Genomic DNA, 19,611 nt, shown 5'->3' on the forward strand with positions numbered 1-19,611 from the left:
AGCGATAACAAGGCGAATTTATGCGTCAATAGCTGGCCTATTGCAAGTAAATTCAACGCAGTTAGCGTTGAAAGTAGCCGCTGGAGATAGATTTATTATCCAGAGTTCAGGTTACTTAACCGATATGTCAGCAATTTAACTACAATAGGGCAATAAAAAATATGCTTGCTATAAATTGGTGCAGTGAATTGCAGACAAAAAAAATCCCTCGTAAGAGGGATTTTGGGTAACTCAGCGCCATTGGCACTGGGAATGAGGTCGGTACAGGGTGAGTCGGTCTGGTTTAAAAAACCATCTCAGGGACTTCACCATCAACAAGTAATTTACCTGCTGTTTTGCTAATTATTTCATCGACTGACACACCAGGGGCGCGTTCTAATAAATGAAATGCGCCGTCTTTCACTTCTAAAACGGCTAAATCGGTTACTATTTTCTTTACACAGTTAACACCTGTTAGTGGTAAAGAGCAACTTTCAAGAAGTTTTGAATCACCATGTTTACTTGCATGGGTCATAGTAACAATAATATTCTTTGCACCAGCAACAAGGTCCATCGCACCACCCATGCCTTTAATCAGCTTTTTTGGGATCATCCACGAGGCGATGTTTCCGTTCTGGTCAACTTCAAATGCACCTAAGACTGTTAAGTCTACATGACCACCACGGATCATTGCAAAACTATCTGCACTATTAAATATGGCAGCACCTGTCGCTGCTGTCACGGTTTCTTTACCCGCGTTAATCATATCAGCATCAACTTGGTCTTTTGTAGGGTACTGACCCATACCGAGTAGACCATTTTCAGACTGAAGCATAACTTCGATACCATCAGGTACGTAGTTAGCCACAAGGGTAGGGATACCGATACCTAAATTTACGTAATAACCATCTTGAAGCTCTTGCGCAACCCGCATTGCGACTTGTTCACGTGATAATGCCATGCTCGTTACTCCTAATCGCTGGTGGTGATGCGTTCAATGCGTTTTTCAAAATTACCTTTGATAACACGGTTAACAAAAATGCCAGGGGTGTGAATTTGGCTCGGTTCAAGCTCTCCTGGTTCAACAATTTCTTCAACCTCTGCAACGGTAATTTTACCTGCTGTTGCTGCCATAGGGTTGAAATTCATTGCGGTATGACGAAACACTAGATTGCCATAACGATCAGCTTTCCACGCTTTTACAATAGCAAATTCACCCGTAATCGATTCTTCAAGAATATAAGGGCGGCCGTCAAATTCTTTTACTTCTTTACCTTGCGCTACCGGTGTACCGTAACCTGTTGCAGTATAAAATGCTGGTATGCCTGCACCACCGGCACGCATTTTTTCAGCTAAAGTACCTTGGGGGGTAAGAACTACATCAATTTCACCATTTAACAGCTGCTGTTCGAATAATGCGTTTTCACCGACATAAGATGCGATAATTTTTTTAATTTGTTTGTCGTGCAATAAAATTCCAAGACCAAAATCATCAACACCGCAGTTATTTGATACCATGGTTAGATCTTTAGTTTGCTTACGCTTTATTTCGTTAATAAGCCCTTCTGGGATGCCACATAAACCAAAGCCACCGGCTATGATTGTATCGCCATCCTTTAAACCTTCCATTGCAGCTTCATAACTTGAAACTACTTTATCGAAACCGGCCATGGGCCCACTCCTTAATATGATTACGTCGTAAACCAATACATTAATTATTGGTCAGTAGATTGATTTTTTAAAGCTAATGACACTTTGCTCACAGGTTGTTTGTTTAATGCACTACAAATAGCCCAACCAGCGTTAACTAGTCTTTCTAAATCAATTCCATGCTCTATGCCAAGCCCTTGCAGTAAGTAAACAACATCTTCAGTGGCAACATTTCCTGACGCTCCCTTAGCATAAGGACAGCCGCCAAGCCCTGCTACTGCACTGTCAACCGTTGCTATACCTCGGTTCAAGGCTGTGTAAATATTTGTGAGCGCTTGGCCGTAAGTGTCGTGAAAGTGAACTGCTAACACTGATTCATCAATATGCGCCAACAATACATCAAATAAATCATCCACCTTTTTAGCTGTGCCTACACCTATGGTGTCACCGAGGCTTATTTCATAGCAGCCAAGGTCTAACAACATTTGACTCACTTCTAATACGCGTTGCGGGCTTATGTCGCCTTCGTAGGGGCAACCTAGTACACAGCTTACGTAGCCACGTACACGAATATTATGTTGTTTGGCAAATTCCATAACATCAGCAAAACGGGCAATGCTTTGTTCAATTGAACAGTTGATGTTCTTCTGGCAAAAAGACTCACTGGCTGCTGTGAATATAGCAAACTCTTTTATGCCTACCTCATGCGCTGCTTGTGCCCCTTTTAAATTTGGCGTGAGGGCGGTTAAGTTATTATCTGGCAGATTTAGAGAGTTAATCACGTCACGCGAATCAGCCATTTGCGGCACCCACTTAGGTGATACAAATGCACCGGCTTCGATATCGTGGATCCCTGCTGCTGCAAGAGCGTTGATGAGTGACACTTTGTCTTGGGTGCTAACAGCGCTTTCATTTTGCAGGCCATCTCGCGCACCCACTTCTACAATTCGTACTTGTGTAGGCAATGTGTTACTCATCTGCGGAACTCTCATCAGTTACGATAGCAAGCAGGGCACCATGACTTACCAATTCACCTTCAGCAAAGCAATAACTTTGCAAAATGCCATCGTGCGGTGCGTTGAGGGTATACTCCATCTTCATCGCTTCAATAATAACAACTGCATCACCTTTTTGTATTTCTTTACCGACTTCAACAAGGTGCTTAACCACAGTACCATTAAGAGGAGCTGCAAGCGGCAGAGCCTCACTTTCATGGTCACTTATGTAATGTTTGTCTATTAATTCAAACGTTGTTTGTAGTGCTTTGTACATCACGGTAATGGTGTTGGCGGTATTAACAACATGACAGGTATGCTTATCACCGTTGATAAACACTTGACACAGGTTATTTTCAATTGTGCCAGTGGTTGTATAGTCAACTGAATCTAAGTGAATTGCAAAACCATCACTTAACTTAGTCGCTGTGATAGGGCTGTCGCTAAAAGGAATAGTAATAACTGGATCACGGTTTAGCATAAAGCCAGATAGCTGATCCCAAGGGTTCACGCTATGACTATTTAACTGTGTTAAGTAGCAAAATGCAGCGATAACGTTGCTATAGGTATTTAACGCAGCATCATTAGATATCAATGCATCGCCTTGCTCTTCAATAAAGTGCGTATCTGGTGCACCTTGTTTGAAGGTTTGATGATTGGCTAAGTTATGTAAAAAGCTGACGTTACAGCTAAATCCAGATAAATGAAATTGCTCAAGAGCAGTACTTAAACGTGAAAGCGCAGCAGCACGGCTATCATCATGAACGATGAGTTTTGCGATCATGGGGTCATAAAACGGGCTTATTTCATCCCCTTGTTTGATACCTGTGTCTATACGTACAAACTCAGATTCAGCTGGTATATACAAGCCATCGAGGGTGCCAGAACATGGAATAAAGTCATTGCTTGGATCTTCTGCATAAATACGCGCTTCGAAACTATGGCCTTGCAGTACGATATCAGATTGCTCTAATGGTAGGGTGTTACCAGCAGCCACATTAATTTGCCAATTAACTAAATCAACTCCCGTGACCATTTCGGTTACTGGGTGTTCTACTTGTAAACGCGTATTCATTTCCATAAAGAAGAATTCATCGCCACACAGTAAAAACTCTACCGTACCAGCACCACGATAATTGATAGCTAATGCACATCGCACCGCAGCTTCGCCCATTTCTTTACGAAGTTCATCGCTAAGACCCGGAGCAGGTGCTTCTTCAATCACTTTTTGGTGACGACGTTGTAATGAGCAATCGCGATCGCCTAAATACACGCAGTTACCGTGATTATCAGCAAACACTTGTACTTCAACATGACGAGGCTTATTAACATAGCGCTCCAGTAACACCAGATCGTTACCAAAACCCGCAATGGCCTCGCGTTGAGCTCCTTGCAATGCTGTTAAAAAGTCTTTGGCGTGTTCAACGATCCGCATGCCCTTACCACCGCCACCAAAAGCAGCTTTAATAAGCACAGGGTAGCTAATTTTATCGGCTTCTGCTTGAAGGAAATCGGGCTCTTGGTTATCGCCGTAGTATCCCGGAACTAAAGGTACATTTGCCGCAGCCATGATTTCTTTCGCACGCGTTTTAGACCCCATAGCTTCAATACTACTTGCAGGTGGGCCTATAAATGCAATGCTGTTTTGTTCACAGGCTTTTGCAAATTCACTGTTTTCTGATAAAAATCCATAGCCTGGATGAATGCAGTCGACGTTTGCATCAAGGGCTACTTTAAGAATTTTATCAGCTACTAAATATGAGTCTTTACTCGGTGCTGCACCGATATGATAAGCCTCATCTGCTAATTTAACGTGCTGAGCATGTTTATCTGCATCGGAATAAACCGCTACTGTGGTTAAGCCCATCTGTTTTGCCGTACGCATTACGCGACAGGCAATTTCGCCTCGATTAGCAATAAGAATTTTTTGTAATGATTGTGTGCTCATGGTGAATCCTATGCTTGCCAACTTGGTGGACGTTTCTCGAAAAAGGCAGTTAAACCTTCTTGGCCTTCTTCAGATACCCGAATATGTGCAATACGTTCAGCAGTTAAGTTTATTATTTGGCCATTTATCTCATGACCTGCGACATCATTAATTAGCTGTTTAGCAGCACGAACCGCAACAGGGCCATTGTTAATGAGTGTTTCAAGTAGTTGATCAACGGCACAATCAAGTTTGCCTGTAACTTGATGCACTAAACCAAGCTGCTTTGCTGTGTGGGCATCAAAGATTTCGGCAGTTAAAAAGTATCTGCGTGCTGCACGTTCACCTATCGCTTTGATAACGTAAGGACTGATCACCGCGGGTATAAGCCCTAGTTTGACTTCACTTAGGCAAAACTGGGCATTATCTTGGCAAATTGCAATGTCACAACAGGCAATTAAACCCAATGCGCCGCCAAATGCTGCACCTTGAACAGCGCAAATGGTGACAAGCGGACTAGTTGCTAAAACATGCATTAATTTTGCAAGCTGTTTTGAATCAGCGAGATTTTCAGCAAAATCGTTGCCAGCCATAGATTTCATCCAGTTGAGATCGGCACCGGCTGAAAAATGTTCCCCTTCAGTTCTAAGTACAAGGGCACGTACATCAAGCGTATTTGCATGTTCTATGCACTGGATAAGCTCATGAATAACATGCTCGTTAAAAGCATTACGCTTTTCTGGGCGACTTAAAACGAGTACAGCCACATTTGATTTAGTTATTTGTAGTGTTACTGACATACTCACTTCCTTACATTCTAAAGACGCCAAATTGCGAATCTTGTTTTGGTGCATTAGCTGCTGCAGTTAATGCCAAGCCAAGAACATTACGGGTATCAGCAGGGTCGATTATACCGTCATCCCATAAACGAGCACTTGCATAATACGGATGGCCTTGCTGCTCATATTGATCAATGATTGGTTTTTTAAATTCACTAATTTGTTCATCAGTCATACTATGGCCTTTACGCGCTAAACCATCTTGTTTCACTTGCGCCATTACACCTGCAGCTTGTTCGCCACCCATCACTGATATACGGGCATTAGGCCACATCCACATCATGGTAGGTTCAAAGGCACGGCCACACATACCGTAGTTGCCAGCACCGTATGAGCCACCTATTAATACAGTAAATTTTGGTACGTCAGCACAAGACACTGCCATAACCATCTTGGCGCCATGTTTTGCGATGCCTTCTGCTTCGTATTTTTTACCGACCATAAAGCCGGTAATGTTTTGTAAAAATACCAAAGGAATATTGCGCTGGGCACAAAGCTGTATAAAGTGGGCACCTTTTTGTGCTGATTCACTAAATAAAATGCCGTTGTTTGCCACAATGCCCACAGGGTGGCCATATATTTTGGCAAAACCAGTTACCAGAGTGTCACCAAAGTAACGTTTAAATTCATCAAACGATGAGTCATCTACCGTTCGTGCAATGACTTCACGCACGTCAAATGGCTTTTTAAGATCAGTACCTACAATGCCATATAGCTCGTTGATGTCATATCGAGGTGCTTTAACTTCATCAAGTAAAGGTTGGGTAGGGCGCTGATAATTAATGCGCTCAATACATTGTCGTGCGATTGATAATGCATGGCTATCATTTTCAGCGTAATGGTCGGCAACACCTGACGTTTTACAGTGCACATCAGCTCCACCGAGTTCTTCTGCCGATACTTCTTCACCCGTCGCGGCTTTCACTAAAGGAGGACCTGCTAAGAATATAGTCCCTTGCTCTTTAACGATAATGCTCTCATCAGCCATAGCGGGCACGTAAGCACCACCAGCGGTACACAAGCCCATAACCACTGCTATTTGAGGGATCCCCTTGCCTGACATTCTTGCTTGATTGTAAAATATACGGCCAAAATGCAGTTTATCTGGAAATACATCGTCTTGCTCAGGCAGATTTGCGCCACCTGAATCCACTAAATAGATACATGGCAAGTGACAACGCTCAGCAATGTCTTGCGCCCGTAAATGTTTTTTCACTGTAAGAGGGAAGTAAGTGCCGCCTTTAACTGTCGCGTCATTGGCGATAATCATACACTCAACGCCTTTAACGCGGCCAATACCTGCAACAACACCCGCACAAGGTATGGCTTGCTCGTAAACGCCATGAGCTGCAAACTGCGAAATCTCTAAAAATGGTGAGCCTTCATCTATTAGGGTGCTAATACGGTCACGAACAAAAAGTTTACCCCGGCCTTCGTGTCGCTCGATTAATGCAGCGCCACCACCTTGGCTTATTTCTTTTACTTTGGTACGTAAATCAGCAACTAACTCAGCCATATTTTGCTGATTTTGTAAAAACTGCGGATCATGTGGATTAACGCTAGATTTTAAAATTGTCATCGCGTAGGTCCTTATCTGCTTTCAGTAAATAGTTCGCGGCCAATAAGCATACGGCGGATTTCTGAGGTACCGGCACCAATTTCATACAATTTTGCATCACGTAGTAGACGGCCCGTTGCATATTCGTTTATGTAGCCATTGCCACCAAGAATTTGAATCGCATCAAGTGCCATTTTGGTTGCAAGCTCTGCTGCATATAAAATTGCGCCAGCGGCATCTTTACGGGTCGTTTCACCGCGGTCGCATGATTTTGCAACGGTATAAACATATGAACGTGCGGCGTTCATTTGTGTGTACATATCGGCAACTTTGCCTTGAATAAGTTGGAACTGACCAATCGGTGTGTCAAATTGCTTACGTTCATGAATATAAGGAACTACAATGTCCATACAGGCTTGCATAATACCAAGAGGGCCTGCAGCAAGTACTACGCGCTCATAATCAAGACCACTCATCAGTACTTTTACGCCTTCGTTTAAATTACCTAGGATATTTTCCTCTGGTACTTCGCAGTTTTCGAATACTAATTCACATGTGTTTGAACCGCGCATACCGAGTTTGTCTAGCTTTTGTGCAGTTGAAAAACCTGGGAAACTACTTTCAACGATAAAAGCTGTAATCCCTTTAGCACCGGCGTTTAAATCAGTTTTAGCGTAGATTACTAAGGTATCTGCATCTGGACCATTGGTGATCCACATCTTATTACCATTGAGTATGTATTTATCACCTTTTTTCTCGGCTTTTAGTTTCATTGAAACTACATCAGAGCCTGCATTAGGTTCACTCATTGCAAGTGCACCAATGTGTTCACCGCTAATCAATTTAGGTAAGTATTTTTCTTTTTGAGCTTGAGAACCATTACGATTTATTTGGTTTACACACAGGTTTGAATGCGCACCATAGCTCAAGCCAATAGATGCACTTGCTCGGCTTATTTCTTCCATCGCGATGACATGCTCTAAGTAACCAAGCCCAGCACCGCCTAATTCTTCTGGTACTGTCATACCTAATAAGCCCATTTCGCCAAGTTGTGGCCAAAGCTGGTTAGGAAACGCATTATCAAGGTCGGTTTTTTCAGCTAATGGGGCGATTTCTTGACTAGCAAAGCTATTAACGTGATCACGGATCATATCTGCTGTTTCGCCAAGGCCAAAGTTCATTTCTTTATATAGTGAAATAGTGCTCATGATTCATTCCTGTGTGAGAGTCTGTTAATGAATTTTTATAATGTAGTAGTGTTAGTTATTCATCTAAATTATTTAAGGTATCGCGACAACGTCGTTCTGCCGTAACAAGTTCCATCAAGACAACTTTAATATCGTCCATTTGTTGGCTAAGGTCGGCTTTTTTGTCTGCAATTAAATCAAGCATAGTAACCAGTTGTTTAGCACTTGATTTATCAGCGTCATAGAGTTCAAACAAACGTCCGGTTTCAGCTAGTGTAAATCCTAGGCGCTTGCCGCGTAGAATTAACTTTAAGCGGACTTTATCGCGCTTAGAATAGATGCGTGTTTGCCCATTGCGTTCAGGAGAGATCAAACCTTGATCTTCATAAAAGCGGATCGAGCGCGTAGTAATATCAAACTCTTTAGCTAATTCACTGATACTAAATGTTTGTTCATTACTCGCAGGCTCGGTGGCTGAACTTGCAAAGTTTGTTTGATTATCTGGATTCATAGTGTTCTTACCTCATTCGAATAACTCCAATATAAGTGAAGTTTACGTAAAGGTAAAGTGCATTGTGGAAGTTATACTTTAGACGTAGGTGTTAAGTGCGCTGGTTTGCAAAAATTGCATTGTTTATAGGTGCTGTAGCTGTGTTGTTTGTTAATTACTACACTAAAATAAAGATAAGTTTACACTTTTGTTGGGCGCAAAAACCTTGATTTTAGATTTACGTTGGCGTAAACGTAAATATTATGTATGCTCATATGCAGATTATAAACGTATTGTATGGCTTATCTTAAAACACAATGAGAGTGCCAATTACTAAATGGAGCCTTTTTATGACTACCGAAGCCGTTGTTATTGTAGCAGCTAAACGCACCCCAATGGGTGGTTTTATGGGAGCCCTTAGCGGTGCAGACGCCACAGAGCTTGGTGCAACAGCCATTGCTAGTGCACTAGCAGAAGCTAGTTTAAACGACAGTGCAATTGATGAAGTTATTATGGGTTGTGTACTGCCTGCAGGTTTAGGCCAAGCACCTGCTCGCCAAGCTATGCTTAAAGCAGGTTTAGCGCGTGCTACCGGCGCAACAACAATTAATAAAGTGTGTGGCTCAGGTTTAAAAGCGGCTATGTTAGCGCATGACTTGATCAAGGCAGGTTCAATAAATAGTGCTGTTGCTGGTGGCATGGAAAGCATGACTAATTCACCATACTTTATTCCAAAAGCGCGTGGCGGAATGCGAATGGGTCATGGCGAAATCAAAGACCATATGATGTCTGATGGATTAGAGGATGCTTATGACAACAAAGCAATGGGTTGTTTTGCTCAAGATACAGCCGATGAATACGGCATTGGTCGTGAGCAGATGGATGAGTTTGCACTCTCTTCATTAAGTAAGGCAAATGCGGCAATTGATAACGGCAGCTTTAATGCTGAAATTGCCCCTCATACCATGCATACCCGTAAAGGCGACGTGACAATCAGTGTAGATGAACAACCTGGCAATGCCCGTCCGGATAAAATTCCTAGTTTGCGCGCTGCATTTAAAAAAGACGGCACAATTACCGCTGCTAACTCATCCTCAATTTCAGATGGTGGTGCTGCATTAATTTTAATGAGCGAATCGCATGCTAAAGCGCAAGGTTTAACACCACTTTGTAGAATTGTCGCGCACAGCACACACTCTCAAAAGCCCAGTGAATTTACAATGGCACCGGTTGGCGCAATGAATACGTTGTTAAGCAAAGCTGGTTGGTCGACTGAAGATGTTGATCTTTGGGAAATCAATGAAGCATTTGCGATGGTTACTATGCTGGCCATTAATGAACTGAAACTCGATGCAAATAAAGTTAACGTTAACGGTGGTGCTTGTGCACTTGGTCATCCAATTGGCGCAAGTGGTGCACGTATATTGGTTACACTTATCCATGCGCTTAAAAACCGAGGCCTTAAAAAAGGGATCGCTTCATTGTGCATTGGTGGCGGTGAAGCCGTAGCACTTGCAGTTGAAGCAATTTAACAACTCATTTTTATAAACTTATAGCCGCAGGCCATTTTAATAATAATTTACTGCGGCTTAATTAATTACCCTCTGGGGAGGAGTGCACTATGCACCAAGTACCATTATTCATTAACGGCGAATTTATTCAATCAACATCAGATCAAATTATCGATGTTATTAACCCTGCAAATCAAGAAGTACTCGCGCATGTACCGTGTGCCACTGATGCAGAAATGGATGCTGCAATTGAGTCAGCAAAAGAAACATTTAAAACATGGAAAGACGTACCAATTACTGAGCGTGCCCGCATTATGATGAAATATGCAGCATTGCTTAAAGAGCATCACGACGAGCTAGCCACCATTATTTGCCATGAACTTGGTAAAACGTTTGAAGATGCAAAAGGTGATGTATGGCGCGGTATTGAAGTGGTTGAACAAGCAGCAAATGCGCCATCGTTAATGATGGGTGAAACCATGGAAAACGTTGCTCGCAAAATTGATACTTACTCATATATGCAGCCATTAGGTGTATGTGCAGGTATTACGCCATTTAACTTTCCGGCGATGATTCCGTTGTGGATGTTTCCACTTGCAATTGTCTGTGGTAACACGTTTATTTTGAAACCATCAGAGCAAGACCCGCTAACGCCAATGCGGTTAGCTGAATTATTTGTTGAAGCAGGTGCTCCAAAAGGAGTACTTCAGGTTGTTCATGGGACTAAGCCTCAAGTTGATCGCCTACTTGAAGATGCTGCAGTTCGTGCAATTTCATTTGTTGGTTCGTGTGGCGTAGGTGAGTATATCTATTCAAAAGGAACAGCAAATCTAAAACGTGTTCAAGCGTGTGTAGGCGCAAAAAACCATATGGTTATAATGCCTGATGCGAGTCGCTCACATGTTGTTAATAACCTAGTTGGTGCCTCTGTAGGTGCTGCTGGCCAACGTTGCATGGGAATTTCTGTAGCTGTATTTGTTGGACAGGCTAAAGATTGGGTTGATGATATTAAAGCAGGTTTTGCTAAAGTACGTCCTGGCGTTTGGGATGATAAAGATGCCGCTTACGGCCCGCAAACGTCTGCAGCGGCTAAAGCACGTATTTTATCACTGATCCAAAGCGGTAAAGAACAAGGCGCTACATGCTTAATTGATGGCTCTGATTATACCGTTGAAGGATATGAAAAAGGAAATTGGGTTGGTCCAACCTTGTTTAGTGATGTAACAACCGAGATGGATCTTTACAACGAAGAGATTTTTGGCCCGGTTTTGGCGTGTATGTTTGTTGACACCCTTGAAGAAGCTATCGAACTAATTAACAACTCTCCATACGGAAACGGTACATCATTGTTTACGTCAAGTGGTGCAGTAGCACGTAAATTCCAACATGAGATTGAAGTAGGTCAAGTGGGCATCAATGTACCTATTCCTGTACCGCTGCCTTTCTTCTCATTTACTGGCTGGAAAGGCTCTTTCTACGGTGACACGCATACTTATGGTAAGCAGGGGATTCGTTTTTATACAGAAACAAAAACAATTACGTCTCGATGGTTTGAAGATGATATTGCTTCGGGCCCAAACATGAGTATTAATCTTAAATAATAAAAATAGGGGCGCAAAGGATACGTCACACACAATGATGCCTTTGTAGCCCTTTCTCTATTTTGACAACATATAATAAATAAAGAGGTCTTCCATGGACTTTAATTTAACAGAAGATCAGCAAGCATTTGCTGAAACAGCGCGCCAATTCGCACAGTCAGAGCTAGCCCCTAATGCAGCCAAATGGGACCGTGAACATATTTTCCCAAAAGATACGATCAAAGCGGCAGGTGAGCTTGGCTTTTGCGGTTTATATACACCAGAGGAGGCCGGTGGTTTAGGTTTATCTCGGTTAGATTCAAGCATTATATTTGAACAACTCGCCATGGGCTGCACAGCAACAACCGCGATGCTAACTATTCATAATATGGCAACTTGGATGATTGCCAGCTTTGGCACCGAGCAAATTAAGGATCAATACTGCGAACAGCTAGTCATGGGTGAGTTATTAGCTTCGTATTGTTTAACTGAACCAGGCTCTGGCTCGGACGCTGCCTCTTTAAAAACTAAAGCGCTAAAACAGGGCGATGAATACGTTATAAACGGCTCAAAAATGTTTATTTCTGGCGCGGGTGAAACTGAAGTTCTTGTCGTTATGGCACGCACAGGAGATGAAGGTGCAGCGGGCATTTCAGCATTCGTAGTCCCTGCAGATGCGAAAGGTATTGAGTACGGTAAAGCTGAAGAAAAAATGGGCTGGAACGCGCAACCTACGCGCTTGATCAGTTTTGAAGATGTACGTATACCCGCTGAAAACTTATTGGGTGCTGAAGGCGAAGGCTTTAAGTTTGCAATGCAAGGCCTTGATGGCGGACGCATTAATATTGCAACCTGTTCAATTGGTACCGCTCAAGCAGCACTTGAAACAGCACGCGAATATTTAAAAGAGCGTGAACAGTTTGGAAAACCACTGGCTGCATTTCAAGCACTGCAATTTAAGATTGCAGATATGAACACTGAGCTTGTTGCAGCGCGCCAAATGGTACGTTTAGCTGCATTCAAACTTGATACTGGTGATAGTGAAAAAACAACGTATTGCGCAATGGCGAAACGGTTCGCTACAGATGTTGGCTTTACTGTCTGTAATGAAGCACTGCAAATTCATGGTGGCTATGGTTACATCAAAGAATACCCGTTAGAGCGCCATGTTCGAGATGTACGCGTTCATCAAATTTTAGAAGGCACAAATGAAATTATGCGAGTGATCATTGCTCGTCGAATTTTAGCACAATCAGCAGCTGATATTTTATAAGGAGCTCGCCATGTCAAACCCAAGTATTGATTTAACCATTGAAGGTCACGTAGCAATTTTAACGATGTCTAACCCGCCAGCAAATACCTGGACTCAAGACACTCTAATCGCTTTGAAAAATACGGTAAATGAGCTTAACGATAATAAAAATATCTATTCCTTGGTGATCACAGGGGAAGGTGAGAAATTTTTTAGCGCCGGTGCTGATTTAAATGTTTTCGCGGATGGCGATAAAGGTGTTGCTGCAACAATGTCAAAAGTATTTGGTGATGCATTTGAAGCATTATCTGACTTTAGAGGCGTATCTATTGCGGCGATTAATGGTTATGCCATGGGTGGTGGGCTTGAAGTAGCTTTAGCATGTGATATTCGTATTGCTGAGGAACAAGCTCAAATGGCACTACCTGAGGCAAAAGTTGGTTTATTACCTTGTGCAGGTGGCACACAAAATTTAGCTTGGTTAGTTGGAGAAGGTTGGGCTAAGCGAATGATTTTATGTGGTGAGCGCCTTAAAGCAGACAAAGCATTACAAATTGGATTAGTCGAAGAAGTAGTACCACAAGGCGAAGGCTTTGCGAGTGCTTTAAAACTTGCAAACCAAGTGGCTGATCAAAGCCCTGTTGCAGTAACCGCATGTAAATCACTTATTCAAAAAGGCCGTACACAACCAATGGCGCATGCTCTTCCTCTAGAACGTGAACTTTTTGTTGGTTTATTTGACACAGAAGATCAGCGCGAAGGGGTTAACGCCTTTTTAGATAAACGCAAAGCAAACTGGGTGAATGGCTAATGGTTGATTTAGTGCAGCTTAATAACCAAGACTCGCCAGTGTTGTTTGAAACAGCGACGGCTACGAATGGTTCTTTAATTGGCATCGCTACGCTTAATTCTCCTAAATCATTAAATGCCCTTAATTTTGACATGATCAAGTTGTTAGATCCTCAGTTAAAAGCGTGGGCAGAGGATGATGATATCGCGATGGTGATGCTCAAAGGTGCAGGCGACAAAGCGTTTTGTGCCGGTGGAGATGTTGTAAGCCTTCATACCGCTATGAGTTCAAATGAGCCTAATAGTTTAATTGAAGATTTCTTTACGCAAGAATACCGTCTCGATTACCTGATACATTGCTACGAAAAACCTTTTTTAGTGTGGGGTAATGGTATTGTCATGGGAGGTGGCTTAGGTTTGATGGCAGGTGCTAGTCACCGAGTTGTCACTGAGACATCACGAATTGCGATGCCCGAATTAACAATTGGTTTATACCCTGATGTGGGTGGCAGTTACTTTTTACATAAGATGCCTGAACATGTTGGGTTATTTTTAGGTTTAACAGCTGCTTCCATTAACTGTGAAGATGCGATGTTTGTGTCATTGGCTGATCATTTTATTAATACCGAAAAATATGACGTGCTACTTGAACACTTAGTTTGCACTAAGTGGGGTAAAACAGCGTCATTAAATCATGAAAAGCTAACAGGCTTATTAAACGAGTTAGACCAACTATCAGGGCGTCTGCCTAAAGGGAATGTTAAAGCCAATTTATCAATACTTCAAAAACTTGGTGATTTCACTTCACTCAAAGACAAAATTGATTACATCTTAAATCTTGAAACTGACGATAAATGGTTGGCTCGTGCACAAAAATCATTAAAGCATGGTTGTCCTCTAAGCTGTGAATTGGTTGCTCGTCAACTTGAAAATTCAAAAGGTAAAAGCCTAGGTGAATGTTTTCAGATGGAGCTAAATATGTCAGTTCGCTGTGGTGAAGTCGGTGAGTTTCAAGAAGGCATTCGTGCGCTATTAATTGACAAGGATGGAAACCCTAATTGGAAGTACACATCCATTGAGCACATTCCAAGTGATATTATTGATAGCTTTTTTAATTCACGCTGGGATGAGAAATCTCATCCATTAAAACAACTTACACAAGGATAATGTTATGTCACTTTCAATTGGCTTTATTGGCTTAGGTAATATGGGTGGCCCTATGGCTGCTAACCTTCTGAAAGCAGGGCATGCTGTTAAGGTATTTGATTTAAGTGCGCCTGCGGTTAGTCATCTTGTTGAACAAGGTGCAACAGCGGCAAAAGATGCAAAACATTGCGCAACAGATGTTGATGTATTGATCAGTATGCTTCCTGCAAGTAAACACGTTAAATCACTTTACTTAGGTGAAACGGGTTTAATTAATATTTTGGCTCAATCAACACTAATCATTGACTGCTCAACTATTGATGCTGCATCAGCTAGAGAGGTTGGAGCAGAGCTTGCAGAGCAAGGTATTGCTTTTGTTGATGCGCCGGTCTCTGGTGGTGTTGCTGGCGCTACTGCTGGTACCCTTACATTTATTGTGGGTGGTGCTTTGCCACATTTTGAAAAAGCACAACCAGTCCTCAACGACATGGGTAAAAATATTTTTCACGCAGGCGATGTTGGCGCAGGTCAAGTCGCTAAAATATGCAACAACATGTTACTTAGTATTTTGATGGCAGGTACTAGCGAAGCAATTCAAATGGGCGTTAACAATGGTTTAGACGCCAAGGTATTAAGTAATATTATGACTGCAAGTTCAGGGCGAAATTGGACGCTTGAACTGTACAATCCATGTCCAGGTGTTATGGATACCGCACCAGCAAGTAATGGCTTCAAACCAGGCTTTATGGTTGACCTTATGGCTAAAGATTTAGGTCTTGCTATGGAAGCCGCTCAGCAAAGCAATTCATCAACCCCAATGGGTTCTATGGCTAAAAACTTATATACTATGTTGCAACATCAAGGTGCTGGTAGCGAAGATTTTAGTGCCATTTTTAAATTATTCTCAAAGGAGTAACCGGTGGAAATTAAAAATAATACGGTTGTTATTACAGGCGGTGCTCAAGGCTTAGGCTTTGCTATGGCGCATAAGCTTGCTCAGTTAGGTGCTAATTTAGCGCTTATAGATATGCAACAAGCTGTTTTAGATGCAGCAGTTAAACAATTAGCCGATTATGGCGTGACTGTAAAAGGGTATGTTGCAAACGTCATTAACGAAGAAGAAGTAGAAACGACTTTTAATATGATAAATACTGATTTCGGTCATATTGGTGTACTTATTAATAATGCCGGTATTTTACGCGATGGTATGTTCATAAAGGCCAAAGAAGGTAAAGTCGTTGCCAAAATGGCCCTCGACCAGTTTAAATCAGTTATTGATGTAAATTTAACAGGGGTCTTTTTAGCTGGACGAGAAGCAGCGTCGCACATGGTCGAGTCTGGTAAAGGTGGAGTAATTATTAATATGTCGAGTGTTGCCCGTGCGGGTAATATTGGACAAACAAACTACGCGGCATCAAAAGCGGGTGTTGTCGCGATGACAACCGGGTGGGCAAAAGAGCTAGGGCGCTTTGGTATTCGTGTTGGCGCCATTGCCCCAGGCGTGATTCGCACTAACATGACCGACGCCATGAAGCCAGAAGCTAAGCAACGTATGCTTGCTGTGACCCCCGTTGGGCGCTTTGGTGAAGCAGATGAAATTGCTCATACAGCGCAATATATTATCGAGAACGACTTCTTTACCGGTCGAGTTGTTGAAATTGATGGGGGCATTCGCCTTTAAATCAATGTATTAAAGTATGGGTGTTTTGTTATATTCAAGACACCCATTTTTATTTTTATCTTCAAAACTACATATTTAACGACTCAGTTTATTGCTAACCCATTAAACACCTTCTATTATTAAATCTCTTGTAAAAGTATAGATTACGTTGTCTGTATATAGGGATCCAACCTTAATGATAGTAATAACAGAACAAGTGTTATCAGATATAAACAGAAACTTTATCATCCCGCCTAAACCACAAATTTTAAGTGACTTGCAAGATCTTGCATCGAAAGAAGATCCTGCCTTATTTGAAGCTGCGGATATTATTGTAAAAGATTTAGCCATATCCGCTGCCATATTAAAAATTATTAATTCTCCTGCTTATGGGCTATCTAGAACTGTTTCAGATATAAAACAAGCTGTTATGTTTCTTGGCTGGGATGGAGTGAATTCGTTAGTACAAGGATTAAAGTTGAAGCAAATGTTTTCAACCGATAATAGCTGCATTAGCCTTGAACGTTTTTGGGATACTTCAACAGAAATAGCTCATGTAAACATGATAATTGGGCAACGGTTTAAAAATCAGGTTTCACTAGAATCGCTATATACGCTTGGGCTTTTTCATGACTGCGGTGTTCCACCCATGGCTATCAAATACGATAATTATGTTAAGGCGCTTCATCATGCTGATAGGACCAATAAAGAAACCATTGTAGAAATTGAAGAACGCATGTTTAAAACCAATCATGCTGTTATAGGTTACTATTTTGCTAATAGCTGGCATTTACCAAAAGAAATTTGTGATATTATTTTAATTCACCATGATGTAAAAATGCTGGAACATATTACAGACACCGAAGAACAATTAAGTTTAGCCATTTTAAAAATGGCAGAAAACATTGTAAATATTGTTAAACGTGGAAGCCCGTTATCTGACTGGCATATTATTGAAGGCAACGTTTTAGATATTCTGCATTTAAGCGAAGATGACAAGCTTGATTTGCAAGAAGATGTCATCGATTTCTTGAATGAAAACTCATCTTAATGGTGCATGTCTTACCCCTCACTGAGTTTTCTCATCCTTATTTATCTAAATAATAATACTCTGCTAATTCTTTATTTTAACATGCCTTCTTGAAAACCATGCTAAATCAAAGAATAATCACCCTTACTTACGTTTCATTCATGAGCTCGGTAGTGAAAGCCAAAGAAATAAGAAACTTTTATATTAACGAAGAGCAATCCGTCTATTTGCTGTCGCACCATGACGCGAAAAAACATCGTCAATGGCTAACAATATGCATAAAGAAGCTTACAACACTTGGCTATACGAATGTTGAAATGATTGGTTCAGGTGCATTCGGGTTTGTTTTTGCGGGCCTTGATGATAAACAAGAACCTTGGGTTTTTAAATTTTCACGAATAACATTAGCGCAGAGTGTAAGGGATAGACTTGAAGATGAAGCTTACATGCTTTCTCAAGTTGATAATCCACTCGTCCCTAAATTTTATGGCTTTGAACGCATAAAAAAGCAGGGTATTTTAATGATGTCCCGTGCTTTAGGTGAAGACCTTGAAAAAGTATCACTAAAAAAAGGGCGTTTTAATGCAGCTGCGATTACCCGCCTAGCTTTAAAATTACGTAATGTATTAATAGACTTAAGGCGCCAGCAAAATGGTATAAACCCGCAGCCAATTGTTCATGGAGATATCAAACCATCTAACCTTGTTTGGGATGAAAAAACAGATGCTCTTTCACTGGTTGATTGGGGGAGCTCAGTGTATGCGCAAGTAGATAGTTATGGCGATCCTATCACAAGCAATTTTATGGATCTTATGTCTGGGGATTTAAGTACTACCAATGCACGCATGGGAGATGTGTACTTTATTGGTGACGAACAAATGTCTGGAGAGAAGTCGTCCCCGAGATTCGATGAACAAGGAGTTGCCTCAACGCTTTATGCGTTAGCCTCTGCACAATCATGTCGTTTTGGCGCGCAAGTTATACCTGCAAGCTCTTTAGGCCTACCTAAAGAGTTGGCGAAGGTAATTGATGGGATGCTGTCAAAAGATAAAATTAGCCGTGATAAAGCAGGTGATTACTTCATAAGAAATATGCCCTTAATTGCCAACGCTTTTTTGCCAGATATTAATATTCATGGCGAGCCAAAAACGTCAATTCCCTTTTGGTTTAGCAAAAATAATGAATCTCCAGATACAGTTGTATATAGTTCTCGTAAACAATTTTTGCGTCAAGCTGACCATAAACAACAATTACTTGATATAAATGATGCCCAACTTGACAGATATTATAAAGAGTTTCTATTTGACACCGGGGACACTGAAAAAGCATTTTTAGCTTCCATTAGTCGATTAGCTAAATACCCGGTAGTAGGGGGGTTAAGTTTTCATTGGAAGGAAGAATCTGTATATATAGAATCTTCGCTAATCATGCATGATAAAGCACTGGGAGTTGCATTTACTCAAGCGGTTAATAATACCGTAATGCTTGCTCAAGGCATTAAGCAAAAAGGATTGTTTAAATGTTGCTTATTCGATGCTAGAAAAACGATTCAATTAGAGCGAGATGGCACAGGCGCTTTTAAGTTTGAACATCTACCTGAACTTGATTATGAGGTGATGGACATTAAAAATGTTGAAGTAACTCGGCCCCACTCGTATTTTGAAGACGGAAAAGACCCTGACGAACAATTACAGTTACCAAAGAAAGTTATAAAGTGTGTTTTTGAGCTTAACCAAATTCATCATACTGGTTGTATAATTTTTGAAGCTCTGCCTGATAGAATGAAAATTCACCATTACTATCGTTTGTTAGATGCCAGTAAAGAAATTGAATTTAAACGTTTACTCAATAAACTGATGCAATACGCAGTCAGTATTACTGATGTCGGTGTTGCCGGGTTTATGAAACTGCCTTATAAAAATACCCGAGAATTTTCATTATGTGAAAAACAAACTGACTTTTTCTACCCTAAAGACCCAAAACGTTTTCAAGCTCAAAGTTGTTAAGTTGCCTTTAAT

At 41.5% G+C, this 19,611-nt stretch carries 17 protein-coding genes; 9 read left to right on the forward strand and 8 right to left on the reverse strand.

The window, feature by feature from the left end; all coding sequences use genetic code 11:
• Window positions 1–283: 283 nt before the first annotated feature.
• Genes C7Y70_RS17650 through C7Y70_RS17685 form a run of 8 tightly spaced genes read right to left on the reverse strand, consistent with a single transcriptional unit; the run spans window position 284 to window position 8,646 of the window.
• Window positions 284–940, reverse strand: coding sequence for a 3-oxoacid CoA-transferase subunit B (locus tag C7Y70_RS17650; protein WP_099293843.1), 657 nt, complete (start codon window positions 938–940; stop codon window positions 284–286).
• Between the two features lie 11 nt (window positions 941–951).
• Entirely contained in the window at window positions 952–1,650 is a 699-nt protein-coding gene (locus C7Y70_RS17655; RefSeq protein ID WP_135476199.1) for a CoA transferase subunit A, read from the reverse strand.
• A gap of 44 nt (window positions 1,651–1,694) precedes the next feature.
• Window positions 1,695–2,606 (reverse strand): hydroxymethylglutaryl-CoA lyase, encoded by a 912-nt coding sequence (locus C7Y70_RS17660; protein WP_135476201.1) that lies wholly within the window; start codon window positions 2,604–2,606, stop codon window positions 1,695–1,697.
• Window positions 2,599–4,572, reverse strand: coding sequence for an acetyl-CoA carboxylase biotin carboxylase subunit (locus C7Y70_RS17665; protein WP_135476203.1), 1,974 nt, complete (start codon window positions 4,570–4,572; stop codon window positions 2,599–2,601). Before C7Y70_RS17665 ends, C7Y70_RS17660 begins: the two co-directional genes overlap by 8 nt.
• Window positions 4,573–4,580: 8 nt before the next feature.
• Window positions 4,581–5,351 (reverse strand): enoyl-CoA hydratase/isomerase family protein, encoded by a 771-nt coding sequence (locus tag C7Y70_RS17670; protein ID WP_135476204.1) that lies wholly within the window; start codon window positions 5,349–5,351, stop codon window positions 4,581–4,583.
• Between the two features lie 10 nt (window positions 5,352–5,361).
• Window positions 5,362–6,969 carry a carboxyl transferase domain-containing protein gene (locus C7Y70_RS17675; RefSeq protein WP_135476206.1) on the reverse strand — a complete coding sequence of 536 codons (1,608 nt, stop codon included), beginning with the start codon at window positions 6,967–6,969 and terminating at the stop codon, window positions 5,362–5,364.
• Window positions 6,970–6,980: 11 nt separating this feature from the next.
• Window positions 6,981–8,156 (reverse strand): isovaleryl-CoA dehydrogenase, encoded by a 1,176-nt coding sequence (locus C7Y70_RS17680; RefSeq protein WP_099293831.1) that lies wholly within the window; start codon window positions 8,154–8,156, stop codon window positions 6,981–6,983.
• Window positions 8,157–8,211: 55 nt separating this feature from the next.
• On the reverse strand, window positions 8,212–8,646 hold the full coding sequence (locus C7Y70_RS17685) for a MerR family DNA-binding transcriptional regulator (protein WP_099293817.1): 435 nt from the start codon (window positions 8,644–8,646) through the stop codon (window positions 8,212–8,214).
• 329 nt (window positions 8,647–8,975) lie between these two features.
• Here C7Y70_RS17685 and C7Y70_RS17690 point away from each other — a divergent pair, with 329 nt between their 5' ends.
• From C7Y70_RS17690 to C7Y70_RS17730, 9 genes are all read left to right on the forward strand, one after another.
• Window positions 8,976–10,157, forward strand: a complete 1,182-nt coding sequence (locus C7Y70_RS17690) for an acetyl-CoA C-acyltransferase (protein WP_135476208.1) — start codon at window positions 8,976–8,978, stop codon at window positions 10,155–10,157.
• A gap of 89 nt (window positions 10,158–10,246) precedes the next feature.
• Window positions 10,247–11,737 carry a CoA-acylating methylmalonate-semialdehyde dehydrogenase gene (locus tag C7Y70_RS17695; protein ID WP_135476210.1) on the forward strand — a complete coding sequence of 497 codons (1,491 nt, stop codon included), beginning with the start codon at window positions 10,247–10,249 and terminating at the stop codon, window positions 11,735–11,737.
• Window positions 11,738–11,831: 94 nt separating this feature from the next.
• A complete protein-coding gene (locus C7Y70_RS17700; protein ID WP_099293811.1) occupies window positions 11,832–12,989 on the forward strand; it encodes an acyl-CoA dehydrogenase family protein in 1,158 nt (385 codons plus the stop codon).
• 10 nt (window positions 12,990–12,999) lie between these two features.
• Window positions 13,000–13,779, forward strand: a complete 780-nt coding sequence (locus C7Y70_RS17705) for an enoyl-CoA hydratase (RefSeq protein WP_099293809.1) — start codon at window positions 13,000–13,002, stop codon at window positions 13,777–13,779.
• Window positions 13,779–14,924 (forward strand): enoyl-CoA hydratase/isomerase family protein, encoded by a 1,146-nt coding sequence (locus tag C7Y70_RS17710; protein WP_135476212.1) that lies wholly within the window; start codon window positions 13,779–13,781, stop codon window positions 14,922–14,924. Before C7Y70_RS17705 ends, C7Y70_RS17710 begins: the two co-directional genes overlap by 1 nt.
• A 4-nt stretch (window positions 14,925–14,928) precedes the next feature.
• Complete coding sequence (gene mmsB / locus C7Y70_RS17715) at window positions 14,929–15,819, forward strand: 3-hydroxyisobutyrate dehydrogenase (protein ID WP_135476214.1); 891 nt, start codon at window positions 14,929–14,931, stop codon at window positions 15,817–15,819.
• 3 nt (window positions 15,820–15,822) lie between these two features.
• The gene (locus C7Y70_RS17720; protein ID WP_135476215.1) at window positions 15,823–16,584 is read left to right on the forward strand and encodes an SDR family oxidoreductase; all 762 of its coding nucleotides are present in this window, start codon (window positions 15,823–15,825) and stop codon (window positions 16,582–16,584) included.
• Between the two features lie 175 nt (window positions 16,585–16,759).
• Complete coding sequence (locus C7Y70_RS17725; protein WP_135476217.1) at window positions 16,760–17,614, forward strand: HDOD domain-containing protein; 855 nt, start codon at window positions 16,760–16,762, stop codon at window positions 17,612–17,614.
• A 152-nt stretch (window positions 17,615–17,766) separates the two neighbouring features.
• Window positions 17,767–19,599 (forward strand): serine/threonine protein kinase, encoded by a 1,833-nt coding sequence (locus C7Y70_RS17730; RefSeq protein ID WP_135476274.1) that lies wholly within the window; start codon window positions 17,767–17,769, stop codon window positions 19,597–19,599.
• The last annotated feature ends 12 nt before the right edge of the window (window positions 19,600–19,611 follow it).

The organism is Pseudoalteromonas sp. KS88 (assembly GCF_004766475.1).
In the GTDB taxonomy this organism is placed as follows: domain Bacteria; phylum Pseudomonadota; class Gammaproteobacteria; order Enterobacterales; family Alteromonadaceae; genus Pseudoalteromonas.

What these genes read in the sequence shown, in the direction of transcription:
- C7Y70_RS17705 (WP_099293809.1), top strand. Translation starts at nt 13,000, where the DNA reads ATGTCAAACCCAAGTATTGATTTAACCATTGAAGGTCACGTAGCAATT.
- C7Y70_RS17670 (WP_135476204.1), bottom strand. Translation starts at nt 5,351, where the DNA reads ATGTCAGTAACACTACAAATAACTAAATCAAATGTGGCTGTACTCGTT.
- C7Y70_RS17710 (WP_135476212.1), top strand. Translation starts at nt 13,779, where the DNA reads ATGGTTGATTTAGTGCAGCTTAATAACCAAGACTCGCCAGTGTTGTTT.
- C7Y70_RS17695 (WP_135476210.1), top strand. Translation starts at nt 10,247, where the DNA reads ATGCACCAAGTACCATTATTCATTAACGGCGAATTTATTCAATCAACA.
- C7Y70_RS17685 (WP_099293817.1), bottom strand. Translation starts at nt 8,646, where the DNA reads ATGAATCCAGATAATCAAACAAACTTTGCAAGTTCAGCCACCGAGCCT.
- C7Y70_RS17655 (WP_135476199.1), bottom strand. Translation starts at nt 1,650, where the DNA reads ATGGCCGGTTTCGATAAAGTAGTTTCAAGTTATGAAGCTGCAATGGAA.
- C7Y70_RS17650 (WP_099293843.1), bottom strand. Translation starts at nt 940, where the DNA reads ATGGCATTATCACGTGAACAAGTCGCAATGCGGGTTGCGCAAGAGCTT.
- C7Y70_RS17675 (WP_135476206.1), bottom strand. Translation starts at nt 6,969, where the DNA reads ATGACAATTTTAAAATCTAGCGTTAATCCACATGATCCGCAGTTTTTA.
- mmsB (WP_135476214.1), top strand. Translation starts at nt 14,929, where the DNA reads ATGTCACTTTCAATTGGCTTTATTGGCTTAGGTAATATGGGTGGCCCT.
- C7Y70_RS17660 (WP_135476201.1), bottom strand. Translation starts at nt 2,606, where the DNA reads ATGAGTAACACATTGCCTACACAAGTACGAATTGTAGAAGTGGGTGCG.
- C7Y70_RS17680 (WP_099293831.1), bottom strand. Translation starts at nt 8,156, where the DNA reads ATGAGCACTATTTCACTATATAAAGAAATGAACTTTGGCCTTGGCGAA.
- C7Y70_RS17700 (WP_099293811.1), top strand. Translation starts at nt 11,832, where the DNA reads ATGGACTTTAATTTAACAGAAGATCAGCAAGCATTTGCTGAAACAGCG.
- C7Y70_RS17665 (WP_135476203.1), bottom strand. Translation starts at nt 4,572, where the DNA reads ATGAGCACACAATCATTACAAAAAATTCTTATTGCTAATCGAGGCGAA.
- C7Y70_RS17725 (WP_135476217.1), top strand. Translation starts at nt 16,760, where the DNA reads ATGATAGTAATAACAGAACAAGTGTTATCAGATATAAACAGAAACTTT.
- C7Y70_RS17690 (WP_135476208.1), top strand. Translation starts at nt 8,976, where the DNA reads ATGACTACCGAAGCCGTTGTTATTGTAGCAGCTAAACGCACCCCAATG.